The 4,437-nt window shown below is 68.4% G+C and carries 3 protein-coding genes, 1 tRNA gene and 1 other RNA gene; 3 read left to right on the top strand and 2 right to left on the bottom strand.

All coding sequences use genetic code 11. The features are described 5' to 3' along the window. The coding region (locus HOP12_12865; GenBank protein NOT35039.1) for a serine/threonine protein kinase at positions 1-2,137 on the bottom strand (2,137 nt) is incomplete at its 3' end. Between the two features lie 50 nt (positions 2,138-2,187). After that, positions 2,188-2,763: a sigma-70 family RNA polymerase sigma factor gene (locus tag HOP12_12870; protein ID NOT35040.1), complete on the bottom strand. Its 576-nt coding sequence runs from the start codon at positions 2,761-2,763 to the stop codon at positions 2,188-2,190. A 151-nt stretch (positions 2,764-2,914) separates the two neighbouring features. Between HOP12_12870 and HOP12_12875 the strand changes: the two genes are divergently transcribed. The 3 genes from HOP12_12875 to dnaX form a co-directional block, all read left to right on the top strand. Next, a tRNA-Ala gene (locus tag HOP12_12875) sits at positions 2,915-2,990 on the top strand. Between the two features lie 48 nt (positions 2,991-3,038). Further along, an RNA gene (ffs, locus tag HOP12_12880) (signal recognition particle sRNA small type) lies at positions 3,039-3,138 on the top strand. A 67-nt stretch (positions 3,139-3,205) separates the two neighbouring features. Next, positions 3,206-4,437, top strand: a 1,232-nt coding sequence (gene dnaX / locus HOP12_12885) for a DNA polymerase III subunit gamma/tau (GenBank protein NOT35041.1), incomplete at its 3' end; no start/stop codon positions are given.

Genomic DNA, 4,437 nt, shown 5'->3' on the forward strand with positions numbered 1-4,437 from the left:
GAGCATGCGTGCCAGGCCCGAACACGCGCAGCAACGTCGCAAGCCCGGCGCGAATCGTGTCGGCGGCCTCGGCGTGGCGCCCGAGGTTCGAGTAGAGCTGCCCGAGGCTCATCAGGCTCGCCGCGGTAGCGGTGTTCTCGCTGCCGAGCACGCGGCGGCGGCGCGCCAGCACGTCACACAGTTCGGGGAGCGCATCTTCGAACGACCCGGTCGACGCCATGCAATCGGCGCGGTTGAAGCGAATGGTCAGCAGCTCGGGATTGTCCGCCGAGACGAAACGCGACAGCATCGCGATCCCGCGATCATACTCAGTGAGCGCCCGATCGAATGCGCCTTCCGCCCAGCGATTTCCCGCGAGCGAGTTGAGCACCGCAGCCATCTCGACCGAGCCGCTGGGCTCGATCCGCTGCCGGATCGCATAGGCCCGTTCGAGAAGCGCCACGCGTTTCTCCCGCTCGGGATGAATGCCCCCGAGCCACGCCATGGCGTCGGCCGTGCGCACGTCGTCGGCTCCATAGCGGGCGACGTGGTCCGCGAGTGCCGCTTCGAGCCGGGGCACTGCAACGTCCTGACCTTCGAGACGCGCCGCGAGCACCGCCTGGGCGACCCGAATCCTGAGCGCCAGGTCTTCCGAGCGCGCGGTCCGAGCCGCTGTGAGCGCCCTGTCGAGCGCTGCGCGCTGTGCGGCGAGCTGGCTGCGCGAGCCATGAATCGAGGCCATCGTCTCCCACAGCCGGCCTTGGATGAGCGGCTGATCCGTGGCGCCTTCGATGCGCGACTCGAAAAGCTTCAACAGATCGCCGACCCGCAGGCTGTCGCCACCGGGGTGGTTGCGTGGATTGCTCACCTCGAACAACTCGACCAGCATCGACAACACGCGCGTCGCTCGAGTCTCTTCGGCGCGCGCGTGATCGCGTTCGAGCGCGATGCGGCGGGCCTGGAGCGTGGCGACCGCTGCGAACGCCGCCAGAGTCAGCGCGAGTGCCGTCGCTGCGGCCACCGGCAGCCGGTGCCGGCGCACGAACTTGGCGATGCGATAGCGCGCGCTGTCGGGTCGCGCCTCGATCGGAAGTCCCCGCAGGAAACGATCGATGTCGGCCGCCAGCTGATCGGCCGATCGGTAGCGTCGTGCAGGATCGTGGTGGAGCGCGGTGAGCACGATCGCGTCGAGATCCCCGCGCAGCGCGCGCGCAAGCGAGCGATCCGCGACTCTGTCGCTCGGACGTGGTGGCTGCCACTCGACCAAGCGACGCTCGACCTCCGCGAACGGCCGCCCCTCGGAACGAAACGCCTGCTTGCCGGTGACCAGTTCGAGCAGAAGCATTCCGAGTCCCCACACATCCGTGGCGGTTGTGATCGGGTCACCTCGTAGCTGTTCGGGGGCCGCGTAGTCAGGCGTGAGAATGCGATCGTCGGCCTGCGTGCGAAGCCCGTCTCGCGAGTCCGGCTCCAACAGCTTCGCGACGCCAAAGTCGAGCAGCACCGGGCGGCCTTCGGAAGTGACGAGAATGTTGCCCGGCTTGATGTCGCGGTGAATCACGAGATTGGCATGCGCGAATCGCACCGCGTCGCACACTTGGGCGAACAGCCGTAGGCGCTCCGCCAGCGGGAGCGAACGCTCGAGGCACCAGGTGTGGATCGGCTGACCCGCGACGAACTCCATGGCGAGGAACGGGGTGCCGTCCTCAGTGGTTCCGCCGTCCAACAGGCGGGCGATGTTCGGATGCGTGAGTTGTGCGAGCACCTGTCGCTCGCGCAGGAAGCGCGCGATGAGATCGAACGAGCGGAGCCCCGCGCGCACCAGCTTGATCGCGGCGCGCTGCTCGTAGGCGCCATCGGCGCGTTCGGCAAGCCACACATCGCCCATGCCACCTTCGCCCAGTGGCTCGACGAGTCGCCACGCTCCGGCCCGCGTACTTGCGCGCAGCGCCGGTCCCGGCTCGAGCAGCGCGCGCAGCAACGAATCCTCGATGCGCAGCCCGGTGGCGGTGTGGGCGGCGAGCATCGCGGTCACTTCGGCGCGCAACGTCGAGTCCCCGGCGCACGCTTCGGCCACGAAGCGCTCGCGCTCGGTGGGCGAGCGCTCGAGCGCCGCGTGGAAGATCGTCTCGATCGCTTCCCAGGTCCGGGAGTCCATGGCGTGTATCTCTAGTGGCGACGAAGCGGGACGCCGCCGGACATACTGCGCTATTCGGGCAGCGCCAGGCCGCGGATCACCTCTTTGCGCAGCCAGGCACGTGCGGCAATCCAGTCGCGCTGCACAGTCTTGGACGAGAGCGCGAGGTGGGACGCGATCTCGTCAACCGTGAGCCCCGAGAAGAATCGATGCTGCACCACCTCCGCGGCGCGCGGATTCGCGCGACTCAGGCGCTCGAGCGCGTCCTCGAGCGCCAGGATCTCGTCCGCCTCCGCTTCCGAAATGAACGGCTCGGCCTCGTCGAGCGAGATGTGCTCGGCGGCTCCTCCGCGCTTGTGCCGCAGGCGGGCGCGGGCGTAGTCCACGAGGACGCGGCGCATGGTGTTCGAGGCGGCTGCGAGAAACTGAGTGCGGCTCTCCGACGGCAGCTTCTCGTGATGCGCGAGCCGCAGGTAGGCCTCGTTGACCAGCGCAGTCGCACTCAGCGTGTGGCCGCTGCGCTCGTTGCGAAGGCGCTGGCGTGCGATCCCGCGCAGTTCGTCGTAGAGCAGTTGGACGACCTTCTCGAGCGCTGCCGCATCACCCTGACCCATGCGCTGGATCCAGCCCGTGAGTTCGCCGTGCATGCGCGCGATAGTAGCCGACCGACTCGACAGGAGCTGCTCGTCCGGCCGACGGCCGCGCTTGACCGCCCGAACTTCGCTGCTAGAATGCGGCCCTCGTTGACGTGCCGGGTGCGTCCAGAACCTCCCGTGCACGGCCAACCCCAAGTCTCGTGGGGATGTAGCTCAGTTGGGAGAGCGCCTCGTTCGCAACGAGGAGGTCGTCGGTTCGATCCCGATCATCTCCACCATCTTCTCTGGTGGGACCCGAGTTTTTGAGCCGGTCCCATCTGCCTGTGGGCCAGGCGCAGCGCAATCCGAACTTGTGAACCCCGTCAGGACCGGAAGGTAGCAGCGGTAAGCAATCCGTCGGGTGTGCCGCTGTTCACCCTGGCCCTTTTTCTTGTGGCCTCCGCCGGCGGCCGCGCCGCGCGAGGGCCGAACCGAGCAGGTTTCGACCACTCCCATGGCCCATCGCGCGCTCGCACTCAAGTACCGGCCACAGACCTTCGCCGATCTGGTCGGGCAGGATCACGTCAGCTCGGTGCTGACCCGCGCGATCGAGAGCGGCCGCGTGGCGCACGCCTATCTGCTGTGCGGGGCACGAGGCGTCGGCAAGACCACGAGTGCGCGAATCCTGGCGAAGGCGCTCAACTGCGAGCGCCGCGGCACCGGTGCGGAGCCCTGCAACGCGTGCACCTCGTGCACCGAGATCACGAGCGGCGTGTCGCTCGACGTGGCGGAAATCGACGGCGCCTCCAATCGCGGCATCGCGGACGTCCAGGCGCTGCGCGAGAAGGTGCGCTTCGCGCCGACCGGCGGGCGCAATCGCGTGGTGATCATCGACGAAGTTCACCAGCTGTCGGGCGACGCGTTCGCGGCGCTGCTCAAGACGCTCGAGGAGCCGCCGCCTCACCTGGTGTTCATCTTCGCCACCACCGATCCGCAGAAACTCCCCGACACGATTCGCTCGCGCACGCAGCGCTTCGACTTCGGGCGCGTCCCGTTGCGCAAGGTCGCCGATCGGCTGCAGGACATCACTGCTCGCGAGCGCAAGGACTCGGACGGCGTCAAGTTCGAGCTGACCGAGGGCGCGGCGCTGCTGATCGCGCAGAAGTCCGAGGGTTCGATGCGCGATGCCGTCAGCGCGCTCGACCAGGTGGTCTCGGCCGGCGAGTCGAAGATCGACGAGGAACTGGTGAGGCGGGTGCTCGGCCTGGCCGACCGCCAGGTGTTCTTCCAGATCGTCGGCGCGGTCACGGCGCGCGATGCCCGGGCGGCGCTCGAGGCACTGCACGAAGCGTTCGAAAAGGGCATGGACCCGCGCGAGATCGCCGAGGGCATCGGCGAGCACCTGCGACACGTGCTGGTGATGCGCATCGATCCGCAGGCGAACGATCTCATTCCGCTCGCGCCGGCCGACCTCGATCGCCTGCGGGCGCAGGCGGACGGCTGGAGCGAACACGACCTGCTGCGGCTGCTCAAGCTGGCGGCTGACAGCGTGTGGCCGATGCGTGACAGCCCCCACCCGATGGTGCATCTCGAAGTGGCGGTGCTCCAGATGGCGACACTCGAACCCGGCGAATCGATCGGACAGCTGCTCGAGAAGCTCGAAGCGATGGAGCGTCGCCTGACCGGTGGTGGCGGGCCGCTCCCGCCACTCGAGCGCTCGGCGACACTTGGCGCGGGCGCGACGCC

The organism is Candidatus Eisenbacteria bacterium, from assembly GCA_013140805.1.
Lineage (GTDB): Bacteria > Eisenbacteria > RBG-16-71-46 > RBG-16-71-46 > RBG-16-71-46 > JABFRW01.